The organism is Litoribacter ruber (assembly GCF_018449405.1).
Taxonomy (GTDB): domain Bacteria; phylum Bacteroidota; class Bacteroidia; order Cytophagales; family Cyclobacteriaceae; genus Litoribacter; species Litoribacter ruber.
In genome coordinates, this window is record NZ_JAHCMY010000003.1 from 308,982 (window position 1) to 331,273 (window position 22,292).

General features: G+C 41.2%; 38 protein-coding genes. 36 read left to right on the forward strand and 2 right to left on the reverse strand.

From position 1 onward, the window contains the following. Window positions 1-6: 6 nt before the first annotated feature. From rpsJ to cysM, 36 genes are all read left to right on the forward strand, one after another. Window positions 7-312, forward strand: a complete 306-nt coding sequence (gene rpsJ / locus KI659_RS08360; protein WP_014020620.1) for a 30S ribosomal protein S10 — start codon at window positions 7-9, stop codon at window positions 310-312. 217 nt (window positions 313-529) lie between these two features. Then, complete coding sequence (gene rplC, locus KI659_RS08365) at window positions 530-1,162, forward strand: 50S ribosomal protein L3 (RefSeq protein ID WP_213944886.1); 633 nt, start codon at window positions 530-532, stop codon at window positions 1,160-1,162. Between the two features lie 4 nt (window positions 1,163-1,166). Beyond that, window positions 1,167-1,796, forward strand: coding sequence for a 50S ribosomal protein L4 (gene rplD / locus KI659_RS08370; protein WP_213944887.1), 630 nt, complete (start codon window positions 1,167-1,169; stop codon window positions 1,794-1,796). A gap of 4 nt (window positions 1,797-1,800) precedes the next feature. Further along, a complete protein-coding gene (rplW, locus tag KI659_RS08375) occupies window positions 1,801-2,088 on the forward strand; it encodes a 50S ribosomal protein L23 (RefSeq protein ID WP_213944888.1) in 288 nt (95 codons plus the stop codon). A gap of 13 nt (window positions 2,089-2,101) precedes the next feature. Then, complete coding sequence (gene rplB / locus KI659_RS08380; RefSeq protein ID WP_213944889.1) at window positions 2,102-2,926, forward strand: 50S ribosomal protein L2; 825 nt, start codon at window positions 2,102-2,104, stop codon at window positions 2,924-2,926. A 2-nt stretch (window positions 2,927-2,928) separates the two neighbouring features. Beyond that, complete coding sequence (rpsS, locus tag KI659_RS08385; RefSeq protein WP_008203028.1) at window positions 2,929-3,207, forward strand: 30S ribosomal protein S19; 279 nt, start codon at window positions 2,929-2,931, stop codon at window positions 3,205-3,207. Between the two features lie 2 nt (window positions 3,208-3,209). After that, on the forward strand, window positions 3,210-3,599 hold the full coding sequence (gene rplV, locus KI659_RS08390; protein WP_143960009.1) for a 50S ribosomal protein L22: 390 nt from the start codon (window positions 3,210-3,212) through the stop codon (window positions 3,597-3,599). A gap of 9 nt (window positions 3,600-3,608) precedes the next feature. Continuing rightward, window positions 3,609-4,343: a 30S ribosomal protein S3 gene (rpsC, locus tag KI659_RS08395; RefSeq protein ID WP_213944890.1), complete on the forward strand. Its 735-nt coding sequence runs from the start codon at window positions 3,609-3,611 to the stop codon at window positions 4,341-4,343. A 23-nt stretch (window positions 4,344-4,366) separates the two neighbouring features. Then, window positions 4,367-4,786 (forward strand): 50S ribosomal protein L16, encoded by a 420-nt coding sequence (gene rplP, locus KI659_RS08400; RefSeq protein WP_143960011.1) that lies wholly within the window; start codon window positions 4,367-4,369, stop codon window positions 4,784-4,786. Between the two features lie 9 nt (window positions 4,787-4,795). Further along, window positions 4,796-4,990, forward strand: coding sequence for a 50S ribosomal protein L29 (rpmC, locus tag KI659_RS08405; protein ID WP_143960012.1), 195 nt, complete (start codon window positions 4,796-4,798; stop codon window positions 4,988-4,990). 7 nt (window positions 4,991-4,997) lie between these two features. Further along, window positions 4,998-5,261, forward strand: coding sequence for a 30S ribosomal protein S17 (gene rpsQ, locus KI659_RS08410; RefSeq protein ID WP_213944891.1), 264 nt, complete (start codon window positions 4,998-5,000; stop codon window positions 5,259-5,261). A 2-nt stretch (window positions 5,262-5,263) separates the two neighbouring features. Continuing rightward, the gene (gene rplN / locus KI659_RS08415; RefSeq protein ID WP_009183371.1) at window positions 5,264-5,632 is read left to right on the forward strand and encodes a 50S ribosomal protein L14; all 369 of its coding nucleotides are present in this window, start codon (window positions 5,264-5,266) and stop codon (window positions 5,630-5,632) included. 2 nt (window positions 5,633-5,634) lie between these two features. Then, window positions 5,635-5,979 carry a 50S ribosomal protein L24 gene (gene rplX / locus KI659_RS08420; protein WP_213944892.1) on the forward strand — a complete coding sequence of 115 codons (345 nt, stop codon included), beginning with the start codon at window positions 5,635-5,637 and terminating at the stop codon, window positions 5,977-5,979. Beyond that, window positions 5,972-6,532: a 50S ribosomal protein L5 gene (gene rplE / locus KI659_RS08425; protein WP_213944893.1), complete on the forward strand. Its 561-nt coding sequence runs from the start codon at window positions 5,972-5,974 to the stop codon at window positions 6,530-6,532. The genes rplX and rplE overlap by 8 nt, the downstream gene beginning before the upstream one ends. 2 nt (window positions 6,533-6,534) lie before the next feature. Beyond that, a complete protein-coding gene (rpsN, locus tag KI659_RS08430) occupies window positions 6,535-6,804 on the forward strand; it encodes a 30S ribosomal protein S14 (RefSeq protein WP_018475630.1) in 270 nt (89 codons plus the stop codon). Window positions 6,805-6,886: 82 nt separating this feature from the next. Continuing rightward, on the forward strand, window positions 6,887-7,282 hold the full coding sequence (gene rpsH / locus KI659_RS08435; RefSeq protein WP_213944894.1) for a 30S ribosomal protein S8: 396 nt from the start codon (window positions 6,887-6,889) through the stop codon (window positions 7,280-7,282). Between the two features lie 9 nt (window positions 7,283-7,291). Next, a complete protein-coding gene (gene rplF / locus KI659_RS08440) occupies window positions 7,292-7,849 on the forward strand; it encodes a 50S ribosomal protein L6 (RefSeq protein ID WP_213944895.1) in 558 nt (185 codons plus the stop codon). A gap of 7 nt (window positions 7,850-7,856) precedes the next feature. Next, window positions 7,857-8,210, forward strand: coding sequence for a 50S ribosomal protein L18 (gene rplR / locus KI659_RS08445; RefSeq protein ID WP_213944896.1), 354 nt, complete (start codon window positions 7,857-7,859; stop codon window positions 8,208-8,210). 8 nt (window positions 8,211-8,218) lie between these two features. Further along, the gene (rpsE, locus tag KI659_RS08450; RefSeq protein WP_213944897.1) at window positions 8,219-8,737 is read left to right on the forward strand and encodes a 30S ribosomal protein S5; all 519 of its coding nucleotides are present in this window, start codon (window positions 8,219-8,221) and stop codon (window positions 8,735-8,737) included. Between the two features lie 4 nt (window positions 8,738-8,741). After that, entirely contained in the window at window positions 8,742-8,921 is a 180-nt protein-coding gene (gene rpmD / locus KI659_RS08455; protein ID WP_213944898.1) for a 50S ribosomal protein L30, read from the forward strand. A gap of 2 nt (window positions 8,922-8,923) precedes the next feature. Then, entirely contained in the window at window positions 8,924-9,370 is a 447-nt protein-coding gene (gene rplO, locus KI659_RS08460; protein WP_213944899.1) for a 50S ribosomal protein L15, read from the forward strand. Window positions 9,371-9,372: 2 nt separating this feature from the next. Then, complete coding sequence (secY, locus tag KI659_RS08465) at window positions 9,373-10,689, forward strand: preprotein translocase subunit SecY (protein ID WP_213944900.1); 1,317 nt, start codon at window positions 9,373-9,375, stop codon at window positions 10,687-10,689. Between the two features lie 3 nt (window positions 10,690-10,692). Continuing rightward, window positions 10,693-11,466 carry a type I methionyl aminopeptidase gene (gene map, locus KI659_RS08470; RefSeq protein WP_213944901.1) on the forward strand — a complete coding sequence of 258 codons (774 nt, stop codon included), beginning with the start codon at window positions 10,693-10,695 and terminating at the stop codon, window positions 11,464-11,466. A gap of 2 nt (window positions 11,467-11,468) precedes the next feature. After that, window positions 11,469-11,687 (forward strand): translation initiation factor IF-1, encoded by a 219-nt coding sequence (gene infA, locus KI659_RS08475; protein WP_143960025.1) that lies wholly within the window; start codon window positions 11,469-11,471, stop codon window positions 11,685-11,687. Between the two features lie 60 nt (window positions 11,688-11,747). Then, window positions 11,748-11,864 (forward strand): 50S ribosomal protein L36, encoded by a 117-nt coding sequence (rpmJ, locus tag KI659_RS08480; RefSeq protein ID WP_009034194.1) that lies wholly within the window; start codon window positions 11,748-11,750, stop codon window positions 11,862-11,864. Between the two features lie 4 nt (window positions 11,865-11,868). Beyond that, window positions 11,869-12,246 carry a 30S ribosomal protein S13 gene (gene rpsM / locus KI659_RS08485; protein WP_213944902.1) on the forward strand — a complete coding sequence of 126 codons (378 nt, stop codon included), beginning with the start codon at window positions 11,869-11,871 and terminating at the stop codon, window positions 12,244-12,246. Between the two features lie 15 nt (window positions 12,247-12,261). Beyond that, window positions 12,262-12,660 (forward strand): 30S ribosomal protein S11, encoded by a 399-nt coding sequence (gene rpsK, locus KI659_RS08490; protein WP_143960027.1) that lies wholly within the window; start codon window positions 12,262-12,264, stop codon window positions 12,658-12,660. A gap of 18 nt (window positions 12,661-12,678) precedes the next feature. Then, window positions 12,679-13,284 carry a 30S ribosomal protein S4 gene (gene rpsD / locus KI659_RS08495; RefSeq protein WP_213944903.1) on the forward strand — a complete coding sequence of 202 codons (606 nt, stop codon included), beginning with the start codon at window positions 12,679-12,681 and terminating at the stop codon, window positions 13,282-13,284. A gap of 33 nt (window positions 13,285-13,317) precedes the next feature. Further along, on the forward strand, window positions 13,318-14,307 hold the full coding sequence (locus KI659_RS08500) for a DNA-directed RNA polymerase subunit alpha (protein WP_143960029.1): 990 nt from the start codon (window positions 13,318-13,320) through the stop codon (window positions 14,305-14,307). Window positions 14,308-14,313: 6 nt separating this feature from the next. Beyond that, the gene (gene rplQ, locus KI659_RS08505) at window positions 14,314-14,823 is read left to right on the forward strand and encodes a 50S ribosomal protein L17 (protein WP_213944904.1); all 510 of its coding nucleotides are present in this window, start codon (window positions 14,314-14,316) and stop codon (window positions 14,821-14,823) included. Window positions 14,824-14,957: 134 nt separating this feature from the next. Continuing rightward, a complete protein-coding gene (carA, locus tag KI659_RS08510; protein ID WP_213944905.1) occupies window positions 14,958-16,049 on the forward strand; it encodes a glutamine-hydrolyzing carbamoyl-phosphate synthase small subunit in 1,092 nt (363 codons plus the stop codon). Between the two features lie 24 nt (window positions 16,050-16,073). Further along, window positions 16,074-17,351: a phosphopyruvate hydratase gene (eno, locus tag KI659_RS08515; RefSeq protein WP_213944906.1), complete on the forward strand. Its 1,278-nt coding sequence runs from the start codon at window positions 16,074-16,076 to the stop codon at window positions 17,349-17,351. Between the two features lie 117 nt (window positions 17,352-17,468). Continuing rightward, a complete protein-coding gene (locus tag KI659_RS08520; protein WP_213944907.1) occupies window positions 17,469-17,756 on the forward strand; it encodes an FtsB family cell division protein in 288 nt (95 codons plus the stop codon). Beyond that, window positions 17,737-18,285, forward strand: a complete 549-nt coding sequence (locus KI659_RS08525) for a hypothetical protein (protein ID WP_213944908.1) — start codon at window positions 17,737-17,739, stop codon at window positions 18,283-18,285. Before KI659_RS08520 ends, KI659_RS08525 begins: the two co-directional genes overlap by 20 nt. Window positions 18,286-18,298: 13 nt before the next feature. After that, window positions 18,299-19,132 carry a serine O-acetyltransferase EpsC gene (gene epsC / locus KI659_RS08530; RefSeq protein WP_213944909.1) on the forward strand — a complete coding sequence of 278 codons (834 nt, stop codon included), beginning with the start codon at window positions 18,299-18,301 and terminating at the stop codon, window positions 19,130-19,132. 11 nt (window positions 19,133-19,143) lie between these two features. Continuing rightward, window positions 19,144-20,022: a cysteine synthase CysM gene (gene cysM, locus KI659_RS08535; RefSeq protein WP_213944910.1), complete on the forward strand. Its 879-nt coding sequence runs from the start codon at window positions 19,144-19,146 to the stop codon at window positions 20,020-20,022. A gap of 59 nt (window positions 20,023-20,081) precedes the next feature. Here cysM and KI659_RS08540 read toward each other — a convergent pair whose 3' ends face one another. Next, window positions 20,082-21,152 carry an Ldh family oxidoreductase gene (locus tag KI659_RS08540; RefSeq protein ID WP_213944911.1) on the reverse strand — a complete coding sequence of 357 codons (1,071 nt, stop codon included), beginning with the start codon at window positions 21,150-21,152 and terminating at the stop codon, window positions 20,082-20,084. A 21-nt stretch (window positions 21,153-21,173) separates the two neighbouring features. Beyond that, on the reverse strand, window positions 21,174-22,121 hold the full coding sequence (locus KI659_RS08545) for a Ppx/GppA phosphatase family protein (protein WP_213944912.1): 948 nt from the start codon (window positions 22,119-22,121) through the stop codon (window positions 21,174-21,176). Window positions 22,122-22,292: the final 171 nt, after the last annotated feature.

Below are 22,292 nucleotides of genomic sequence, written 5' to 3' on the forward strand. Positions count from 1 at the left end.
TAGAACATGAATCAGAAAATAAGAATAAAACTTAAGTCTTACGATCACAGCCTGGTGGATAAGTCATCAGAGAAAATCGTAAAAGCTGTAAAATCTACAGGAGCAGTAGTGGTAGGTCCAATTCCATTGCCTACTAAAAAAGAGAAATTCACTGTTCTAAAATCTCCACACGTAAACAAGAAAGCTCGTGAGCAATTCCAGCTTTGTACTTACAAGAGATTGGTGGATATTTACTCTAACAGTTCTAAGACTGTTGACGCTTTGATGAAAATCGAATTACCAAGTGGAGTGGATGTAGAGATCAAAGTTTGATCCTCCTGACACGAAACGAAAGTTTTTGGAAACCTGTCCGCTATGAGCGGATGGGTTTTTTCTTTTAGGCGCAAAATGATTTATACGGGAATATTGCGTAAATGTTTGAAAATATTTGAGTTGTAATTTGTAGGCTGGTTTTAAATTACTAACTTTGCAGTCCCTTAGGGCACAAGTGTGTGGATACTTGTGGAAATATTATATTATATAACAGAAGATGTCTGGAATAATAGGTAAAAAAGTAGGAATGACTAGCATTTTTAGTGCCGATGGGCGTAACGTCGCATGCACGCTAATAGAAGCTGGTCCTTGCGTAGTGACGCAAGTAAAAAATGTTGAAACAGACGGGTACAACGCTGTTCAATTGGCATACGGTGAGCGTAAGGAGAAAAACACTCCTAAGCCACTAGTGGGGCACTTTAAGAAGGCCGGCACTACGCCAAAGCAGAAAGTTGTTGAATTCAGAGATTTCAGGGTAGAGTTTGAAGGTCAAGTTGATCTTGGAAAAACTGTAAAATCAGAAGAAGTATTCATCGAGGGAGACTTTGTGGATGCTATCGGTACTTCAAAAGGAAAAGGTTTTCAAGGTGTTGTAAAACGCCATGGTTTTGCCGGTGTTGGTGGCCAGACTCACGGTCAGCACAACAGAGCGAGACATCCAGGTTCCATTGGTGCATGTTCTTGGCCTTCGAGAGTTTTCAAAGGTATGAGAATGGCCGGTAGAACAGGTGGAGACAGAGTGAAAGTGATGAACCTCAAAGTACTTAAAATCTATCCTGAAAAGAACTTGATCCTGGTAAGCGGCTCTGTCCCTGGTCCAAAGAATTCTTTCGTTATTCTAGAGAAGTAAGAAAATGGAATTAGTAGTATTAAAACATAACGGTGAAGACACAGGTAGGAAGGTAACCCTTTCGGATGACATTTTCGGCATTGAGCCAAATGATCATGCGATCTACTTGGATGTTAAGCAATATTTGGCTAACCAAAGACAGGGAACGCACAAATCCAAAGAAAGAGCTGAGATAGCCGGATCAACTAGAAAGATCAAAAAGCAAAAAGGTACAGGTGGCGCCAGAGCTGGATCCATCAAATCGCCTGTATTTAGAGGAGGAGGTAGAATCTTCGGTCCAAGACCAAGAAACTATTCTTTCAAATTAAATAAAAAATTGAAGCAGTTGGCTAGAAAGTCTGCGCTTTCTTACAAAGCTCAGGAGAATAATGTTTCTGTATTGGAGAACTTGTCATTTGACGCTCCAAAGACAAAGAACTTTATTTCTTTATTGTCTGGCCTTTCTTTGACAGATAAGAAATCACTTGTGATCCTTCCAGAAGGAAACAAGAATGTATACTTATCCAGCAGAAACCTACCTAAGACAAAGGTGATCACAGTAGATGACGTAAATACTTACGAGCTGCTACACGCTGACGTTGTTGTTTTCTGTGAAGACGCTGTAAGTAAGTTAGAAAACATTTTATCGAAGTAATACAATGGATATACTAAAGAAGCCTTTGATTACGGAAAAGATTTCTGCTATGAATGAACGCGGAGTTTACGGGTTTATCGTAGAGAAAACTGCTAAGAAGCCAGAAATCAAAAAAGCCGTAGAGAAAATGTTTGGTGTGAAAGTAGTCGGAATCAGGACTATGAGATATGCTGCGAAGCATAAGACAAGATACACCAAGTCGAAGATCGTATCCGGTTACACCAATGCCTTCAAGAAGGCCATTGTACAGGTAGCCGATGGAGAAGTAATTGATTTTTACGGAGAAGTTTAATTGAAATTAAATCATGGCAGTTAAAAAATTAAGACCTGTAACTCCTGGGACCAGATTCAGAGTAGCTCCAGCGTTTGACGAGATTACCAAGTCAACGCCAGAGAAATCTCTATTGGCTCCGTTGAAAAAATCAGGTGGTAGAAATAATGTAGGTAAGATGACAGCCCGCTATATGGGTGGTGGTCACAAGAGAAGACTTAGAGTAGTAGACTTTAAGCGTACTAAATTCGGTGTGCCAGCGGTAGTAAAAGCTATCGAGTATGATCCAAACAGGACTGCTCGTCTGGCTTTGTTGTACTACGTGGATGGTGCTAAGGCTTACATTATTGCTCCGGAAGGTTTGCAAGTTGGACAAACAGTGATTTCCGGAGAAAGTGTTGCCCCAGAAGTAGGAAATACTATGCGACTGGCTAATATTCCTTTGGGTACCATAGTTCACAACATTGAGCTGAAGCCTGGTAAAGGTGGAGCTATGGCTAGATCAGCCGGTAGCTATGCTCAGATTGTAGCCCGTGAGGGTAAATATGTGACGATCAAATTGCCTTCTGGCGAGATGAGATTGGTACTAGGTGTATGTTTGGCAACAGTAGGAACTGTTTCCAATTCAGACCACATGAACGTGGTATTAGGTAAAGCTGGTAGAAACCGCTGGTTAGGAAGACGTCCTAGAACAAGAGGTGTGGCTATGAACCCTGTCGATCACCCAATGGGTGGTGGTGAAGGCCGTTCATCAGGAGGTCACCCGCGTTCAAGAACTGGTTTGCTTGCTAAAGGTAAGAAGACCAGGTCTCCTAAAAAGTATTCAAATAAGTTTATTATCAGTAAAAGATCTAAATAATTATGGCACGTTCATTAAAAAAAGGTCCTTATATCGAGCATCACCTCCTAAAGAAGGTGGACGTGATGAACGAGTCTGGAAAGAAGTCTGTAATCAAGACCTGGTCCAGAAGATCGATGATCTCTCCGGATTTTGTAGGCCATACCTTTGCTGTGCATAACGGTAATAAATTCATCCCAGTATTCGTAACCGACAACATGGTGGGTCACAAGCTTGGTGAATTTGCCCCTACAAGAAACTTTAGAGGTCACATTGCCAAAAAAGATAAAGGAAAGAGATAATCATGGAAGCAGTAGCAAGATTAAATAATGTTCCTACCTCACCTAGAAAAATGCGTCTAGTAGCTGACCTAGTTAGAGGCAAGAGAGTGGGACAGGCACTAAGCATATTGAAGTTTACACCAAACCATGGTGCTATTAGATTAGAGAAACTTCTACTTTCTGCTATAGCCAACTGGCAAGCCAAAAACCCTGATACCAAATTGGAAGATGCTGATCTAGTGATCAAGACTATCATGGTAGACAGCGGTCGTATGTTGAAGCGACTAAGACCTGCTCCTCAGGGACGGGCCCACAGGATTCGTAAAAGATCAAACCATGTAACCTTGGTAGTTGATGCGATCAACACTGTGGAGACCGCTGGTGAAGTAGAAACTAAAGATAATTCTAATTAAGATCAGACTATGGGACAAAAAGTAAACCCGATAGGTTTTAGACTTGGTATCGTAAAAGGTTGGGATTCTAACTGGTACGGCGGCAGAGACTTTGCCGACAAGCTATATGAAGACCAAAAAATAAGAAAATATGTGTATGCCCGTATCCCTAAGGGAGGCATCGCAAAGGTAATTATCGAAAGAACTCTTAAGAGAATCACCCTGACAATCCATACAGCTCGCCCAGGTGTGGTAATCGGTAAAGGAGGAGCAGAAGTCGATAAATTAAAAGAAGAGCTGAAAAAGCTTACCGACAAGGATGTGCAGATCAACATATTTGAGATCAAGCGTCCTGAACTTGATGCAAAGTTGGTAGGGGAATCTATAGCTCAACAACTTCAGGCCCGTATTTCTTTCAGAAGAGCGATGAAGCAATCTATTGCCGCTACCATGAGAGTAGGAGCCGAAGGAATCAAAATCAAACTTTCTGGACGTTTGGGTGGTGCTGAAATGGCGAGATCTGAGATGTACAAAGAGGGAAGAATTCCTTTGCATACATTGAGAGCAGATATCGATTATGCGATTTCAGAAGCTGCAACCGTCTACGGAATCATCGGAATCAAAGTTTGGATTTTCAAAGGTGAGGTATACGGGAAGAGAGATCTTTCTCCAAATGCCGGAGTAGCCAATGAAGCGAAGGGCGGAAGAAGAGATGCCGGCCGTAGAAGAGAAGGCGGACCAAAGAGAAGAAAGAGAAATAACTAATTTTCACCGATAAGTGAGAAATCATGTTACAGCCAAGAAGAACTAAATATAGAAAAATGCAAAAGGGCCGTGTCAAAGGCATCGCGCAAAGAGGGCATACGCTTTCTTTCGGGAACTTTGGCATCAAATCCCTAGAGCCAGGATGGATTACTTCTCGTCAGATTGAAGCGGCGCGTATCGCAATGACAAGAGCCATGAAAAGAGAAGGTCAAGTATGGATCAGAATTTTCCCTGATAAGCCTATTACCAAGAAACCTGCAGAGGTTCGTATGGGTAAAGGTAAAGGTGCTCCTGAGTATTGGGTAGCCGTTATCAAACCGGGGACAATTCTTTTCGAAGCAACCGGTGTAAGCTTAGAAGTAGCTCAAGAGGCGCTACGACTAGCACAACAGAAACTTCCAGTGAGTACAAAATTTGTAGTACGTAGAGATTACGTAGGATAATTCACAACTATGAAAAACTCTGAAATCCAAGCACTCTCCGAGAGTGAAATCACTGAGCGTATTGCAGCTGAGCAAGAAAATTTGACAAAATTGCGCTTCGCTCATGCCATTTCTCCAATAGAGAATCCGAATAAAATAAGAGAAACCAAGAAGTTGATAGCCAGACTAAAGACTTCTTTGAGAGCAAAACAACTAGCTAAATAAGAAATCAATGGCTACTACTGAGAGAAATCTACGTAAAGAAAGAATAGGAAAAGTAGTAAGCAACAAGATGGATAAGTCTATCACAGTTGCCGTTGAGAGAAGGGTCAAGCACCCGATCTACGGTAAGTTTGTTGCTAAAACTACCAAATTTATGGTTCATGACGAGAACAACGAGTGTGGCGCAGGCGACCTTGTGAAAATTAGTGAAACTCGTCCGCTGAGTAAGAACAAGCGTTGGAGATTAGTAGAAATTATAGAAAAGGCTAAATAATCATGATACAACAAGAATCCAGATTAGGCGTAGCGGACAATTCAGGTGCTAAAGAAGTACTTGTAATCCGTGTACTTGGAGGCACCAAGAAAAGATATGCTAGCATTGGTGACAAGGTTGTGGTAACTGTAAAGTCTGCTCTTTCTTCCAGCAACATGAAAAAAGGTACCGTTTCTAAAGCGGTGATTGTTAGAACTAAGAAAGAAATCAGAAGAAAAGACGGTTCTTATATCCGTTTTGAGGATAACGCAGCAGTTCTTCTAAATAACAACGATGAGCCAAGAGGCACTCGTATCTTTGGCCCAGTAGCCAGAGAGTTGAGAGAGAAGCAATTTATGAAGATCGTATCCTTGGCACCAGAAGTATTGTAATCATGGAAAGAAAATTTAATAAGCAACCAAAATTGCATATCAGAACTGGCGATACCGTAAAGGTATTGGCCGGAGATGATAAAGGTAAAACTGGTAAAGTACTTTCTGTAAACCTTGAGAAGAAAAGAGCGATTGTAGAAGGATTGAATATGGTAACTAAGCATATCAAACCATCGGCAACCAATCCACAAGGTGGCATCGAAAAGAAAGAAGCCGGCATCCACATCAGTAACCTGATGCTTGTAGATCCTAAATCTGGTGAAGCTACCAGAACAGGAAGAAAAGCAGGTGAAAATGGTAAATTAGTAAGGTATTCTAAGAAAACCGGGGAGGTGATCAATGGCTAATCCTAGAGTAAAAGAAAAATATGTGAAGGAGGTAGCTCCTGCACTTAAGGAAAAATTCCAATATAAGTCTGTAATGCAGGTGCCTAAGTTGACCAAAATTGTGATCAACAAAGGTATCGGAGCTGCTGTGGCTGACAAGAAATTGGTAGATCAGGGAGTTGAAGAGCTTTCTTTGATCACTGGCCAGAAGGCTGTACCTACTGTAGCAAAAGTATCTATCTCTAACTTTAAGTTGAGAGAAGGCATGCCAATCGGCGCCAAAGTTACTTTGCGTGGAGACAGGATGTACGAATTCTTGGATCGTTTGATTTCTGTAGCTCTTCCAAGGGTGAGAGATTTCAAAGGTATCTCTGACAAAGGCTTTGACGGAAGAGGAAACTACACCATGGGTGTAACAGAGCAAATCATTTTCCCTGAAATCAGCATTGAAAAAGTAAGCCGTATCACAGGAATGGACATCACTTTTGTGACCACTGCTAATACTGACGAAGAGAGCTTTGCTTTATTGAAAGCTTTCGGAATGCCTTTCATCAACAAAAATAAAGAAGAATAATTATGGCAAGAGAGTCAATAAAAGCTCGTGAGAGAAAAAGAGAACGTCTTGTAGCCAAGTACGCCAAGAAGAGAGCAGAACTAAAAGCTGCCGGTGATTATGAAGCTTTGGATAAGCTTCCTAAAAACGCTTCTCCTGTCAGACTGCACAACAGATGTAAGTTGACTGGCCGTCCTAAAGGTTACATGAGAAAATTCGGTATCAACAGAGTTACCTTTAGAGAAATGGCTTCTGCGGGTAAGATTCCTGGTGTAACTAAGGCGAGCTGGTAAAAATCAGACAAAAGTTTTTATTCTAAGAATCATTGTGTAACTTTGCACGCCCGAAAGGGCATGCAGTTAGACTTATATAAATATGACTGATCCAATAGCTGATTATCTAACCAGGTTGAGAAATGCCATCAAGGCTTCTCATCGAATCGTAGAGATACCTGCTTCCAACATCAAGAAGGAAATTACAAAAGTGCTTTTTGACAAGGGATATATTCAAAACTACAAGTTTGAAGACAACGGTCCTCAAGGGACTATCAAGATAGCTTTGAAATACAACCCTACCACTAAGCAGAACGCAATTGTAAACCTTTCAAGAGTAAGTAAGCCAGGTTTGAGAAAATATGTTAAAAATGATGAGATGCCACGAGTTATCAACGGCTTGGGAATCGCCATCGTTTCCACCAGCAAGGGTGTAATGACCGACAAAGAAGCTCGTACAGAGGGGATAGGTGGAGAAGTACTTTGTTACGTATATTAATAAACCGTTATGTCTAGAATAGGTAAAAAACCAATAAATATACCGGCGGGTGTTACTGTAGACGTGTCAGCGCATAACGTTGTCACTGTTAAAGGTCCCAAAGGTACGCTGACTCAGGATGTGAATCCCGATATCACCATGCAGGTGGAAGACAACCAGGTTGTAGTAACTCGTCCTACTGAATCGAAGAGACACAAGTCTCTTCACGGACTGTACCGTTCTTTGATCAACAACATGGTTGTTGGTGTAACGGAAGGTTACAAGAAGGAACTAGAACTAGTGGGTGTTGGTTACAAAGCCACCAACCAGGGCCAGGTACTTGAATTAGCCCTTGGTTACTCGCACAGTATATACTTCGCTCTTCCTGATAGTGTTTCTGTGAAAACTGAAACTCCTAAAGGTAAGAACCCAATTGTTACACTTGAGAGTATTGATAAAGAATTAATTGGACAAGTAGCCGCTAAAATCAAGTCTCTACGTAAAGTAGAACCTTACAAAGGTAAAGGTGTTCGCTTCATAGGTGAGCAGATTAGACGTAAAGCTGGTAAAACTGCTGCTAAAAAATAATTAAAAGATGGCTTTTAATAAGAATTCAAGAAGACTTAGAATCAAGAAAAGTATCAGGAGAAAGATCTCCGGTACTGATTCAAGACCTCGTTTGTCAGTATTTAAAAGCAATACTGGTATATACGCGCAATTAGTAGATGATCTTAAAGGTCACACCTTAGCTCAGGCTTCCTCAAAAGAACTAGACAAAAGCAAGAAAAACGCCAACGTTGAAGTTTCTAAAGAAGTAGGTAAAAAGCTTGCTGAGAGAGCAGTAGCAAATGGTATCACTGGTGTTGTTTTCGACAGAAGTGGATATTTATATCATGGTAATGTAAAAGCTCTTGCCGAAGGTGCAAGAGAAGGTGGCCTTAAATTTTAATAGAAATTATGTCCCAAGTTAAAAAGAAACCCATTAGGGCAACAGATACTGATCTTAAAGAAAAAGTTGTAGCTATCAACCGTGTTGCTAAGGTAGTAAAAGGTGGTAGAAGATTTTCCTTCTCTGCTATTGTAGTAGTCGGTGATGGTAACGGTATTGTGGGATTTGGTCTTGGTAAGGCTAATGAGGTAACTGATGCAATTACTAAAGGTATAGAAGACGCTAAGAAGAGCCTTGTAAAGGTTCCTGTGTTGAAAGGTACCATTCCTCACGAACAAATTGGAAAATTTGGTGGCGGATTGGTGTTGATCAAACCTGCTGCTCCCGGTACTGGTGTTATCGCCGGTGGTGCGATGCGTGCGGTGTTGGAGAGTGCTGGTGTGAAAGATGTATTGGCTAAGTCCAAAGGATCTTCTAACCCTCACAACGTGGTGAAAGCTACTATCGATGCGCTTTCTCAACTTAGAGATGCTATCGCTGTATCACAACAGCGTGGAGTTAAATTATCAAAAGTATTTAACGGTTAAGAACATGGCTAAGGTAAAAGTAACGCAAGTTAGAAGCACAATCGGTAAGCCAGAAGATCAAAAGGCGACTATAACCGCTCTAGGTCTAGGTAAGATTAACAGGACTGTGGAAGTGGAAAACACCCCTCAGATCGCTGGAATGATAAGAAAAGTAAGTCACCTTGTAAAAGTGGAGGAAGCTTAATTATGAAATTACATACATTAAAACCTGCCGAAGGTTCCGTAAAAACTCGAAAAAGAATTGGCCGTGGCCAAGGATCTGGTAGAGGTGGGACTTCGACAAGAGGTCACAAAGGAGCAAAATCAAGGTCTGGTTATAAATCTAAATTAGGTTTTGAAGGTGGTCAAATGCCTCTTCAAAGAAGAGTTCCTAAGTTTGGTTTCAAGAGCCTTAACAGAATTGAATGTAAGCCTGTCAACCTAAATACCCTTCAGGAATTGGCTGATAAGCTTAACATTCAGGAGATTTCATTTGATACTTTAGTAGAAAATGGTCTAGCTGCGAAAAAAGATGTTGTAAAAGTCCTTGGAAGAGGCGAACTTACGGCGAAATTAAACGTAAGTGCTCACCATTTCTCAGCATCCGCTGTTGAAGCTATCGAAAAAGCTGGCGGATCTGTTAACAAGATTTAAGAATGAAAAAGTTTATCTCAACAGTTAAGAACATCTTTTCTATTGAAGATTTAAGAATCCGTATTCTGAATACAATCGGTTTTCTGATTGTATTCAGATTAGGTTCTTTTATCGTATTGCCAGGTGTTGACCCAAGTAAGCTAACAGGATCATCTGAAGGTATATTTGGGCTTATTGATACCTTCCTTGGTGGAGCATTTAGCAATGCATCCATTTTTGGGTTAGGTATTATGCCATACATCTCGGCATCCATTGTATTGCAATTGTTAACTGTTGGAGTACCATATTTCCAAAAGCTTCAGAAAGAAGGGGAGTCGGGTAGAAAACGCATCAACCAAATCACTAGGGTATTGACGATCTTGATCACAGTAGCCCAAGGTATAGGTTATGTCACCGCTACCATTCCAAATGAAGCAATTATGGTGAGTAAGCCTTTATTCATGTTCTCTTCTCTAGTGTTGTTGTCAGCCGGTACCATGTTTTGTATGTGGTTGGGTGAGAAAATCACGGAGAAAGGCATCGGCAACGGTATTTCCATGTTGATTATGATCGGTATCATTTCTAGGTTCCCTGGAGCTATTATCGCAGAAACCCTCTCTAGAGGTACCAGCGGTATGTTGTTGCTGATCATTGAAGCTGCTGTTCTGTTCTTTGTAGTGGTTGGTGTTGTGGCGTTGACAGAAGCTACCAGAAGAATACCTGTGCAGTATGCCAAACAAGTGGTTGGTGGTAAAGTTTATGGCGGCCAGAGACAGTATATCCCTATCAAGGTGAATGCTTCTGGGGTAATGCCTATCATCTTTGCCCAGTCCTTGATGTTCCTTCCTGCTCTTGTAGCTCAGATTTGGGCGGAAGACAGTGATATAGCCAACTATATCGGGAGCACATTTAGTGACTTTACCTCTTGGCAATACAATTTGGTATTTGCAATAATGATTATCCTCTTCACCTTCTTCTATACCGCTATCACGGTTAATCCGGAGCAAATAGCTGAAGACATGAAAAGAAATGGTGGTTTTGTACCGGGTATCAAGCCAGGTGCGCCTACTGCAGATTTCATTGATAATATTATTTCAAGAATTACATTACCGGGATCCATTCTCTTGGCTTTGGTGGCAATCATGCCAGCTTTTGCGATGATGGCTGGAGTCGGAGGTGAGTTTGCCCAGTTCTATGGTGGTACATCTCTACTGATTATGGTAGGGGTAATCATGGATACTTTGCGTCAAATAGAAAGCTATCTGTTGATGCGACACTATGAAGGAATGATGAAGAGTGGAAACATTAAAAATAATCCTTCAAACTACGCTGTCGCATAATATATGATACATTACAAGACTTCAGAAGAAGTCCAGTTAATAAAAGATAGTGCTGAAATTTTAGGCAGAGCTCACGGAGAAGTTGCCAAATATGTGAAAGAAGGAGTCAAGACTTCCTTCTTGGATAAAATTGCGGAGGAGTACATCCGGGATCACCAGGGTGTCCCTTCGTTTAAAGGATATAATGGATTTCCATCCTCCCTTTGTATATCGGTCAACGAAGTTGTTGTACATGGTTTTCCAGGGGAGTATGTTTTGAAAGATGGCGATATAATCTCAATAGATTGTGGAGTCTTTCACCAAGGTTTTCATAGCGATTGCGCTTATACTTACCCTGTCGGTGAAGTTTCCCCCTCTGTACTGTCACTTTTAAAAGCTACCAAAGAATCTTTATATCACGGTATTGAAAAAGCTGTTTTCGGTAACCGCATTGGTGATATAGGCCACGCGATCCAAAAATTTGTAGAAGCCAAGGGCTACACGGTAGTCCGCGAGCTGGTAGGACACGGCTTAGGCCGCAGCCTTCACGAATCTCCTGAAGTGCCTAACTACGGCAAACGGGGAAGTGGACAAAAACTAATGGACGGTCTGGTAATCGCCATCGAGCCCATGGTAAATTTGGGATCGAGAAATGTGGTGCAGGAACGGGATGGATGGACCATTAGGACTGCTGATCGCAAACCTTCAGCCCATTTTGAACATACCATTGCGGTATTTGAGGACAGAACGGAGATATTGACTACACATAAGTATATAGAAGAAAATTTTAAATTCTAAACATGGCGAAACAGACCTCTATAGAGCAGGATGGTACTATAATCGAAGCATTGTCCAACGCAATGTTCAAAGTAGAATTGGAAAATGGTCATCAACTGATAGCCCATATTTCCGGTAAAATGAGAATGAACTATATTAAGATTCTTCCTGGTGACAGGGTGAAATTGGAGATGTCTCCATACGACCTTTCCAAAGGCAGAATTGTATATCGTTATAAATAAACTATCATGAAGGGTCTATTAAGATAGCTTCATATTAGTAGACCATTAAATAACACAGACATGAAAGTAAAGGCATCTATTAAAAAGAGAAGTGTTGACTGTAAAGTGATCAGAAGAAAAGGGAAGCTTTACGTTATCAACAAGAAAAACCCTAAGTTTAAACAAAGACAAGGTTAATATTATGGCAAGAATTGCAGGTGTTGACATTCCGGACAACAAGCGCGGCGTAATCGGCTTAACATACATCTTCGGTATTGGAAGAAGTTCAGCTGAAGCTATTTTGAAAAAAGCAGGCATATCTGAGGATAAAAAAGCAGGTGAGTGGGATGATGAGGAGTCTACCGCTATTAGAAATATTATTGCTGAAGAATACAGAACTGAGGGTGTACTGAAGTCTGAAGTTCAGCTAAACATCAAGCGATTGATGGACATCGGTTGTTACAGAGGTCTAAGACACAGAAAAGGTCTTCCTTTGAGAGGTCAAAAGACTAAGAACAACGCTAGAACTAGAAAGGGTAAGAGAAAGACTGTTGCTAACAAGAAAAAAGCAACTAAATAAATCTTGATTTAGATTATGGCTCAGAAAAGAAACGATAAAGCTAAAGGTAAAAAAAGGGTTGTTAAAGTAGAAGCAGTAGGGCAAGCCCACATCAGAGCTTCTTTTAACAACATCATCATCTCCATTACCAATAACTCTGGTCAGGTGATTTCATGGGCTTCTGCCGGTAAAATGGGTTTCAGAGGTTCAAAGAAAAATACTCCCTATGCAGCACAGATGGCCGCTCAAAACTGCGGACAAGTTGCTTATGACTTAGGTTTGAGAAAAATCGAGGTTTTTGTAAAAGGTCCTGGTTCTGGTAGAGAGTCTGCCATCAGAACTTTACAAAATGTAGGTCTTGATGTAACTACGATTACAGATGTGACGCCACTTCCACACAACGGATGTCGTCCTCCAAAACGTAGAAGAGTTTAATATTAACGGATAAAGAGAATGGCTAGATATAGAGGTCCTAAAGCGAAAATTGCTAGGAAGTTCGGTGAACCAATCGAAGGACAAAGCAAAGCACTTCAAAAGAAAAACTATCCTCCAGGCATGCACGGGAGAGGTAGAAGAAAAAAGCAGTCTGAATATGCAATTCAGTTGATGGAAAAGCAAAAAGCTAAGTACATCTACGGTGTATTGGAAAGACAGTTCGCCAAAATGTTTGATATCGCTTCTAGAAAGCAGGGTATCACTGGTGAAAACCTTCTTCAGTTGTTGGAAGGTAGATTGGATAATACCGTATTTAGATTAGGTATTGCCCCTACTAGAAGAGCAGCTCGACAGTTGGTTTCTCACAAGCATATCTTAGTGAATGGCGAGATTGTAAATATCCCATCTTATACCCTTAAGCCTGGTGATGTTGTAGCGGTTAGAGAACGGTCTAAGTCTCTTGAAGCTATTACGGAGAGTCTTGCAGGTAAAGCACAAAACCGTTATCCTTGGTTAGAGTGGGATAACAGTTCTTATTCTGGTAAGTTTGTAAGCATCCCTTCTAGAGATGATATCCCTGAGAATATCAAGGAGCAACTTATCGTTGAACTTTACTCTAAGTAATAATATAACTTCTGACTTAAAAGAACTAAAGATATGTCCATACTAGCATTTCAGATGCCCGAAAAAGTGGTAATGGAAAAAGCTGATGATTTTCACGGCCTATTTACCTTCAAGCCACTTGAAAAGGGTTATGGGGTAACAATTGGCAATGCGTTGAGAAGAATTTTGCTTTCTTCCCTAGAAGGTTATGCCATCACTTCAGTGAAACTTCCTGGAGTAGTGCATGAGTTTTCAACCATTGAAGGGGTTGTCGAAGACGTTACTGATATCATTCTTAATCTTAAACAAGTAAGACTTAAGAAGATTCATGATTCTATTGATGGAAAAATCACCATCGAAATCAAAAATCAGGATGTCTTTACTGCCGGAGATATCGCTAAGTTCACCTCTTCCTTTGAGGTCCTGAATCCAGAGTTGGTCATCTGCCACTTGGATGATACGAAAAGTTTTGAAATTGAAATAACAGTTGAAAAAGGTAGAGGTTACCTTCCAGCTGAAGAGTCCAAGCCAAAAGAGCAAGTATTCGGTGTCATTCCTATTGATGCTATCTTCACACCTATCAAGAATGTGAAATACAGCGTGGAAAACACAAGGGTAGAGCAGAAGACTGACTTTGAGAAATTGATTCTTGAAGTATCTACTGATGGTTCTATCCACCCTGAGAAAGCTCTTCAGGAATCTGCCAAGATTTTGATTCAGCACTTCATGTTGTTCTCTGACCAGACTATGGTACTTGAGGATGTGACAATGAACCAAGCTGAGCCAATCGATGAGGAATTCCTTCACATGAGAAAATTGTTGAAGACTTCTCTAGGCGATTTGGATCTTTCTGTAAGAGCATTCAACTGCTTGAAAGCAGCGGATGTGAAAACTTTGGGTGACCTTGCCAAACTTGAAATCTCCGATATGATGAAGTTTAGAAATTTCGGTAAGAAATCTCTAGCTGAGTTGGAGCAGTTGATCCAAGATAAGGGATTGACCTTCGGGATGGATTTGTCTAAGTATAAACTTGATGAAGAATAATAAACGATGAGACACGGTAAGAAATTTAACCACCTTGGCAGGACAGCCTCGCATCGAAAAGCAATGCTTTCGAACATGGCTACTTCCTTAATTCTTCACAAGCGTATATCCACCACGCTTGCCAAGGCTAAAGAATTGAAGAAACATGTAGAACCTCTAATCACGAGAGCTAAAGAGGACACTACTCACAATAGAAGAATTGCTTTCTCTTTCCTTCAAAGCAAAGAAGCCATAAAGGCTCTTTTCGGCGAAATCTCTGAGAAAGTAGGTACAAGACCAGGAGGGTACACTAGAATTATTAAAACTGGATTCCGTCTAGGTGATAATGCTGAAATGTGTATCATTGAATTGGTTGACTTCAACGAATTGATGTTGAAAGAAGCTAAGCCAGCTAAGAAAACTACTAGAAGAAGTAGAAGAGGATCTGGTGCTTCTAAGGCTGAAGGAACTGATGCTTCTACTGAAGCTAAGTCGTCTGATGCTGAAGAATCAAAAGATGAAAACAAATCTGAATAAGATATGTTATTTTCATAATATAGAAAAGGGATTGGGCTTTGGTTCAATCCCTTTTTTTATATCCTTTAAGAATAGGACATTCTTCACTTCTTAATAATTTCACTAAATTTGACCAACGAATCTAATACCTAAGAATGAACAGAAAAAAAGCAACTTTACTCTTAGCGGACGGAACCGTTTTTTACGGAACTCTTGTAGGCAAGGATGGCACTAATGGCGGAGAAATATGTTTCAATACCGGGATGACCGGTTATCAGGAGATTTATACCGACCCTTCGTATACAGGCCAGATTATCGTAAACACCACTCCTCATATTGGAAATTATGGCACTATAGATACAGAAGTTGAATCTGCACATCCTTTGATTGCTGGGATAGTGGTGAGCCACTTCTCTGATGTGCATAGTAGGATAGATGCCACTAAGAGCTTACAGGCTTACTTGGAAGAGCACGGTGTTACTGGTATTGCTGATGTGGATACAAGGAAACTCGTAAGGCACCTTCGATCTAAAGGGGCTATGAATGCCATTATCAGCTCAGAATATGATAACTTGGAAGATCTGCAAGCCGAATTGGACAAAGTTCCTAGTATGGCCGGTTTGGAGCTTTCCTCTAAGGTGTCAACCAAAGAACCTTACTTCTTTGGAGATGAAAATGCAGAGGTAAAAGTTGCTTGTATAGATTACGGAATTAAGCTAAATATCTTAAGAAATCTGGCCGATCGCGGTGTTTATTGCAAAGTGTTTCCAGCTAAAACCAGTGTGGCCGAAATGGAAAAATGGGCGCCCAATGCTTATTTCCTTTCTAACGGTCCTGGTGATCCAGCTGTGATGGATTACGCAGTTGAAACTACAAAAGAATTGCTTGAGTTAAACAAACCGCTTTTCGGGATTTGTTTGGGGCATCAGTTGTTAGCTAGAGCTTGCGGAGTGGGGACATACAAGATGCACCATGGTCACCGAGGTCTTAATCACCCAATCAAAAATGTTAAAACTGGGAAAAGTGAGATTACTTCTCAGAATCACGGCTTCAATATTACAAAAGAGGATATTTCGGACAACCCAAATGTTGAAATTACTCACGTCCACTTGAACGATGGAACCATTGCAGGTATCAAGCATACTTCAAAACCGGCGTTTTCTGTGCAGTATCACCCTGAGTCCTCTCCGGGCCCACATGATTCAAGATACCTTTTTGATGAGTTTTTAGCCTTAATCAATAATTAAATCAACCTATAACCTTTTATACATATGAGTTTAATACAACAAATTCACGCTAGACAAATTCTTGACTCCAGGGGCAATCCTACTATTGAGGTAGATGTGGTAACCGATAGCGGAGCTTTTGGTAGAGCAGCAGTGCCTAGTGGTGCTTCCACGGGTGTTCATGAAGCTGTAGAGCTTAGAGATGATGACAAAGAGGTTTACATGGGAAAGGGTGTTTTGAAAGCCATCGCCAATGTAAATGATAAGATAGGACCTGAATTGGCTGGGTTCGATGTTTTTGAACAAAATATGATTGACCAGATCATGATTGATTTGGATGGATCAAAAAATAAGTCAAATCTAGGTGCCAACGCTATTCTAGGTGTTTCGTTGGCCGTAGCCAAAGCTGCAGCCATGGAAGCTGGTCAGCCTTTGTACAGATACATCGGTGGGGTAAGTGCCAACACACTTCCTGTACCTATGATGAATATCTTGAATGGTGGGTCTCATGCTGATAACGCGATTGACTTCCAAGAATTCATGGTAATGCCTACTGGTGCCGAGACCTTCTCTGATTCTTTGAGAATGGGAACTCAGATTTTCCACCACTTAAAGTCAGTTTTGAAGTCCAAAGGTCTTTCTACAAACGTTGGCGATGAGGGAGGATTTGCTCCTAACCTGCGTTCCAATGTTGAAGCTATTGAGGTGGTGCTACAGGCTATCGAAAAGGCTGGATTCAGACCTGGAGAGGATGTATTCATAGCCATGGATGCAGCTTCTTCTGAATTCTATGATGAGGAAAAAGGCCTATATGTTTTCAAAAAGTCTACTGGTGACGAACTCACTTCTCAGCAGATGGCTGATTACTGGGCTGATTGGGTCAACAAGTATCCAATCATCTCCATCGAAGACGGTATGCATGAGGATGATTGGAATGGTTGGAAATTGATGACCGACGCTGTTGGCCATAAAATCCAAATTGTTGGAGATGATCTATTCGTGACCAATGTGGAAAGACTTCAAAGAGGTATAGATGAGAACATTGCCAATTCTCTTTTGGTAAAGGTAAACCAAATCGGTTCTCTGACTGAGACTATTAAAGCGGTTGACCTTTGTCATAGAAATAAATATAAGTCTGTAATGTCTCACCGTTCTGGTGAAACTGAGGATTCTACAATTGCTGACTTGGCAGTAGCCTTAAATACTGGCCAAATCAAAACTGGTTCAGCTTCCAGGTCTGATAGAATGGCAAAATACAACCAGCTCTTGAGAATTGAGGAGCAGCTAGGTGAATCAGCCTATTTTCCTGGAAAGAAATTTTAATAAATAAAGAAAAGGTAACCAATCGGTTACCTTTTTTATTTTTAGATGCCCCAAGCTCGGAAGGGCCTTTTTCTATTGAATAATTTTTATATTTGCTTGAGTTAAAGATCTGCAGCAATGGCCAAATACCTTAAGTACACCAAAAACTTCTATTTTATTTTTACAGTTCTATTCATATGCTGGATGATTTTCATTGATACAAATGACATCTTTAGCCAGTTTAAACTGAGAGCAAAGCTCCGGGATTTGGAAAAACAGAAAGAATTCTACCAAGAGCGGAAAACCAAAATTCAGGCTGAGAGGGAAGAGTTGATGAGCAATTATGAACTTTTGGAGAAGTTTGCCCGTGAAAGATATTTAATGAAACGTAAATCAGAAGACCTGTATGTCATTGTTGAAGAGTAAACTTACCTTAATAGTCCTGTTTTTAATACTTGCCTTATCATTTGACTCTTTTGCGCAGAGAGAAATATACTTGGATGAAAGCCCTCCATTGAAGGACAGAATGTATTATGGAGGTAATTTCAGTTTGCAGTTTGGGTCTGTTACCTTCATTGATGTTTCGCCATTGGCTGGTGTTATGATTACCGAAAGATATTCCGCCGGTGTGGGTGCAACTTATCAATACATAAACTTCCGTTGGCTCAACACACCAGGTTCAAGTGTATTTGGGGGTAGGATATTCAACAGGTTTAACGTGTTGCCCAACTTCTTTCTTCATGGAGAATTTGAAACCTTAAATGCCCAATATGTAGATTATCAGGATAGACTACAGCGTGACTGGGTGCCAGGTCTTTTTGTTGGAGGGGGTTATTTTTCCCCATTTGGCCAACGAGGAGGGATTAATATATCTATTCTTTACAATTTGATGTATGATAATCTAAGGTCCCCCTACAATGAACCATATGTAATTCGAGCGGGTTTTCTTTTTTAGGAAAAAACCAATTATGCAAAAGTTCATTGATAAAATTTATAAAGCCCACACGGCCTGCCCTAAATGTCCTTCCAGAAAAATCATTCATGATTTCCTGGAAGAGCTTTTAGGGTTTCTTTTTCCAGAATATGCCCCGAAATCATTATTGAAAAGGACTGAAGTTGAAGAAAAGTATGAGAAAATTAAAGAGGATTTTGCTTCTCTTTTGCTTCTCAATCCTCAACTTCACAATCAAGATGTAACTCAGCTACAGCATAAGTTTTTTGCTGATCTTGATGGTGTCTATGATTTGATACTGGAGGATGTTGAGGCAATGTTTGAGGGTGATCCCGCTGCCAAAAGCAAAACTGAAATCATCCGAAGCTATCCTGGGTTTTTAGCGATAGCAGCCTACCGCATAGCCCATATATTGTATAGAAACAAAATAATGCTGATCCCGCGTATGATGACAGAGTATGCCCATGGTATGACTGGCATAGATATTCATCCCGGCGCGCAGATTGGAAGACGTTTTTGCATTGATCATGGGACGGGTGTAGTGATTGGAGAAACTGCCCTGATCGGAAGCGGTGTGAAGGTGTATCAGGGTGTAACACTTGGGGCCCTCAGTGTTGATAAAGAAATGGCTGACAAAAAACGACATCCAACCATTCATGATGAGGTGGTTATTTATGCAGGAGCGACTATTCTTGGTGGCGAAACGGAAATAGGTGCTCGAAGCATCATTGGAGGCAATGTCTGGTTAACTAAAAGCATTCCGGCGGATTCTAAAATTTATTATCAGGCTAAAATGCACCAAGAAAACACCAATGAAACCGATACTTTTATAGTTAAAAGCGGATCTTAAATTTCTTTTCCATGCGTTTATTTGAATTGATAGGCAATACACCCTTGGTAGAGCTTAACGTAATTCCTGAAAATCCAAATGTAAAAATCTTCGCAAAGCTTGAAGGGCAAAACCCAGGAGGGAGCGTGAAGGATAGGGCTGCCTATAATATGATCCGCTCTGCCCTAGACCGGGGAGAGCTTAAATCTGGGGACAGACTTATTGAGGCTACTTCTGGGAATACCGGTATCGCGCTCGCCATGGTAGCCAACTTACTAGGCGTACACATGACCCTCGTAATGCCGGATAACTCCACCAAAGAGAGAATATTATCCATGGAGGCTTATGGGGCTAAAGTCATATTGACTCCAGCTGCTAAAACTATTGAGTATTCCCGGACTCTTGCAGAGGAAATGGCCGAAAGGGATGGTTATTTCATTCTTAATCAATTTTCCAATCCGGATAATTATAGAGCCCACTATGTCGGTACGGGTCCGGAAATATGGAGAGATACAGATGGCCAAATCACCCACTTTGTTTCAGCCATGGGGACTACGGGAACAATCATGGGGGTGTCCAGATACTTGAAAGAGAAAAATCCAGATATACAGATTGTAGGAACCCAGCCTACAGATGGTTCAAGCATTCCGGGTATAAGACGGTGGTCCAAAGAGTTTTTGCCAAAAATATTTGAGCCTAAAAGGGTAGATAGGGTAATAGACGTAAGCCAGCAAGATGCTACTCACATGACTCGAAGATTGGCTAAAGAAGAAGGGGTCCTTGCAGGCATGAGCAGTGGGGGTGCCTTGCATGCTGCGCTTAAAGTGGCTTCTGAAATAGATAAAGGTTGGATTGTCTGCATAGTCTGCGATAGGGGGGATAGATATCTGAGTTCAGATCTTTTTGGTTGATTAAGGTGGCGCATAAAACAAACGGGGCTTGAATATCTGATATTCAAGCCCCGTTTGTTTTACAGCTCAACGCTAAATTTTTCTCCCAACGCTTTTAAATCATCCACCACGGAAGGAAGCAATGGTATTCCATCTTTTCTCCTGATTGTCTCAATTTCTCTTTCAGGGTCACCGGGGATTAGGACTTTATCATGGCCTTCAATTGTCTTGGCCGATCTAAATCTTGAAATCCAATTGTCCATGTTTGATTTGAATTCTTCAGCCGGTCGGAAAGCGTCTACCCGCATTGCACCAAAGAAGTGTCCCAGTCCTTCTCCAACCGGGTTTGGGTCTGGTTGTAGAAAAGCTACAAATGGCGGCACCCAAGGACCATAATTAGCTCCAGAAAGGACTGCGGAGAATATATCTACAATGGCCCCCAAAGCATAGCCTTTATGTGAACCATGTTCTTTGTCACCCCCCAATGGGAGTAATGCGCCACCATCTTTTACGCCGCTAGGACTAGTAGTTGGTTGCCCGTCTTTATCTTGAATCCATCCTGATGGTGCCTGCTCATTTTTTCGGGTAAGGATTTCCAGCTTACCATTTGCCGCAGTGGTAGTAGCCAAGTCTGCCACAAAAGGGGGCTGCTTTCCCGCCGGTATGGCTACAGAGATGGGGTTGGTTCCTAACAAGCGCTCCCTAGCATAAGTAGGAGCCACGAGTGGACTGGCATTCGTCATAGACAGCCCGATCATGTCGTGCTGCAAAGCCTCCATAGCATGAACGCCCGCAATTCCGTAGTGATTGGAGTTTTTGACGGAAACCCAGCCGGTTCCCGCAAGTTTTGCCTTCTCAATAGCAACCTTCATTGCATAAGGCGCTACTACCAACCCTAAGCCTCCATCACCATCTACCACAGCCGTGCTGGGAGTTTCGTAGGTGACGTGGATATTTGGTTTAGGATTAATCCTTCCAGCCTCCCATAACCTGACATAACCAGATAGCCTAGCCACTCCATGTGAATCCACCCCCCGCAGGTCTGCAGATAATAGAATTCCGGTAGCAATGCTTGCCTGGTCTTCAGGACAGCCGATTTTTAAAAAAACTTCTTTTGAAAATTTACTTAATCGATCAAGTGTGTAATTCATGTAATCAAGTACGGAAGAGTATTAACTATTTACTGGGCACTCTTTTCTGATAAGTTGGGAAATAGCGCCCTCTTTGAGTGCGTAAGTGGAACAATACAAGTGTTGGGCTGGGACAAATTTCAAGATATAGGTGATCAGTAAGCTGGCCACCACGATCATATCCACCCTCATGGGAATCATGCCAGGGATATCCAGCCTTTCTTGCTTGTTCAACGTTACGAGTTGTTTTGCGATTTTATAAAACTCAGTCGAAGGGAGGTCAAATGTTTGCTGAGTTTTCTGCTTTTTCTGTTTAAGGCTTGCAAAATAGATGTCTGATAGCGTATCAAAGGTTCCAGAGGCTCCTACCAGTTCAGTCGGTTCAAACTTATGGATAGCGAGAACTAGATCGTGAAGTTTTTCGGCTAGGTAGCTTTCCAACTTATCCATTTCTTCAGGAAGAATCGGGTCGTGATAGTGGAAAAGATCAAGCATGCGCTGTCCCCCTATTTCAAAACTTTGCTTCCAGAAGGACTGTACATTATTGCCAATGATGAATTCCACGCTTCCGCCACCGATATCCATCATTAAGCTGGTACTATCCGAAAGTGAACCGGAGAATTTGATACCCTCATATATCAACTGGGCCTCTTGCTCACCATCGATTACATTTACTTCTATATTGTAAAGCTTTTTGATTTTTTGGACGAATTCGGGGCCGTTTTCTGCATTTCTAACCGCACTAGTAGCAAAAGCAAAAATGTCATTTATTCCTTCACCTTTGATCAGGTTGTGGAAATGCTGTAAGGTGTGGTAGGCTCTTTTTCGGGCATCAGGCATAAGTTGTTTTTTGGAAATTCCCCCCTGGCCGAGTTTAACGGCAACTTTTTCCTTATAAATTGTCCTGAAACTATCTTCATGCAATTCTACCAATAGCAAATGAAATGTATTGGTCCCCATGTCTATGACTGCTGCCTTCTTAAAATTCATCTTTTGGCAAAATTTAGTTGTGCGAATATAGAAAGTTTATTTAAAAAGCATTAGTTCCTCCTTTTTATTTAACTAAGAAAAAATAGAAGGAAAAAATATCTTCTGCCCACAATCCAATAATTAGGCCGACATTGGACAAAAACAACAATAAGTTGAAGGCAAATTTTTTGG